This is a genomic window from Paraburkholderia sp. BCC1885, from assembly GCF_900996235.1.
In the GTDB taxonomy this organism is placed as follows: domain Bacteria; phylum Pseudomonadota; class Gammaproteobacteria; order Burkholderiales; family Burkholderiaceae; genus Paraburkholderia.
The window spans coordinates 1-1283 of the sequence record NZ_CAAJGM010000004.1 but is presented as its reverse complement, the minus strand read 5'-3'; the positions used below and the strand labels follow the sequence as shown (position 1 = coordinate 1283).

General features: G+C 65.7%; 1 protein-coding gene and 1 pseudogene. Both read right to left on the bottom strand.

Annotation, left to right across the window (positions count from 1 at the left end; translation table 11 throughout):
* The coding region (locus tag FQ755_RS00025; RefSeq protein ID WP_260858213.1) for a DUF6531 domain-containing protein at positions 1-548 on the bottom strand (548 nt) is incomplete at its 3' end.
* A 69-nt stretch (positions 549-617) separates the two neighbouring features.
* Positions 618-1283, bottom strand: a pseudogene (locus tag FQ755_RS00020) (RHS family protein); the annotation flags it as partial.

Here is a 1283-nt window from a genome sequence, read left to right as displayed (position 1 = left end):
GACGCGCCGTTTTCGTCGACGGCTTCCACCAGATCGCCCGCATCGTCGTAGACATAGGTGCCCAGTGTGCGCGTTGCCTCACCCGCGTCATCCAGCAGCGCCACACGCGTGATGCGCCCGTGTTCGTCGTGCGTGACGCCGGCCACCTCACCTGTACTGCCCGTGACCGTCGCGAGCAGCCCGTCTGCATACGTGAGCACCAGCGCATTGCCCGAGCGGTCTGCGATTCTGGTGAGCGCGAAACGCTCGCCCTGGCGCTCGTAGGTCTCGCCTGACTGCTCGCCGCGCGCTAGCGTGATCCGCGTGTCCGCGACGCGCGTGATCGTGCTCTGCTCGACGGCATCGTAGTGCGCCTTGCCGATGGCCGGAAGGGGATAGTCGACGCTGCGCCCCGAGGCATCGTGCCAGACGAGCGTGTCTCCGCGGATTTCGAAGCTCGCGTGAAACGGCGTTGTCCAGCGCGGGCCGAGCGGGCCACGCGCATCGTGTGCACCGAAGTTCGAGCGGTACGTGCGGGACCATTGAACCGCCAGCGTGCCGGGCAGCACGAAATCGGTATGGCTGAAGGACTCATCGCCCAGCGCGAAGCCGATGGAGGGGACCGTTCCGATAGCAGGTTACGCCTGCGCACAGCTTTTGCACACCGATGGCCCGGGCTTGCGTGCCTTCGCCTCATCGGAGCGCACGTCGCTCTCCTCGCCAGCACCCTTGTGATTCGCCCGGCTGGCCGCGTTGCTCCGGACCGTTGCCTCAATGTGATGCTTCGTCTGCTCGTAAACCTGCACCGCCCGCACGAGGATGTTGAGCATGTACATGATCGTGCCCACGTCCTCGCTGGACAGGCGCGCGAGCTGCCGCTTCACGACCGGAATGAACCCACGCAGGTTGGCCGCCATCTGGCGGATCTCCCGTGCGGCCGTACCCGGGTACATCGTGACCGCCGCTTTCGCCACCGCGTTGACCCCGGATTTCGCTCCCGCCTTGCCGACTTCCCACACCGCATCGAACAGGCTGTCAATCGTCCTGAGCGGGCTGTGCACAAGCGCGCTGGCCGATACCCGTGACGCCTGGGTGGCCGCCGTTTTCAGGTTCTCATCCGGGTCCGTCAACTGGCCGGCCGCAAGATGGTCCAGCGCGTTCGCCAGCACGTTCAGGCACTTCTCCGCCTCGTTGCCACAGTCCGTCAGCAACTCCGTGAGCCGGGCTTTCGCCTGCTCCACAAACGGCTGCAATTCGCCCATCAACGTCGCCGTGAAATGTGCCGCGATCACCGCAACAATGGC